Raw genomic sequence first — 455 nt, forward strand, 5'->3', positions numbered from 1 at the left:
GTATTGTCAAGCGCTGCGACGCAATCGACGATCTGCGACGCGCGGCTGGCGCCGATCAGCGCCGAGGTGACGCGGCCGCCGCGCAGCACCCAGGCGATTGCCATCTGCGCCAAGGTCTGGCTACGCCGGCCGGCAATGTCGTTGAGCTTCTTGATATTGTCGATGATCTCAGGGCGGATGAATTCGCGCTTGAGGAAGTGGTTCAGCGCAGCACGGCTGTCTTCCGGAATGCCGCTGAGATATTTCGTCGTCAGCATGCCCTGCGCCAAAGGCGAGAACACTATCGAGCCGGCGCCGACATCATCGAGCGTGTCGAGCAGCTTGTCATCCTCGACCCAGCGGTTGAGCATCGAATAGCTCGGCTGATGGATCAGCAGCGGCGTGCCCATTTCCTTGAGGATCTTGGCTGCCTCGCGGGTGCGCTGCGAATTATAAGAGGAGATGCCGACATAGAG

1 protein-coding gene is annotated in these 455 nt (G+C 60.7%); it reads right to left on the reverse strand.

Going from position 1 to position 455, the window contains the following annotated elements; genetic code table 11:
* On the reverse strand, window positions 1–455 hold a 455-nt coding region (locus tag AC1D0P_RS29375), incomplete at both ends, for an aldo/keto reductase (protein ID WP_477679956.1).

The sequence above is a fragment of the Polaromonas sp. P1_G2 genome, from assembly GCF_056405515.1.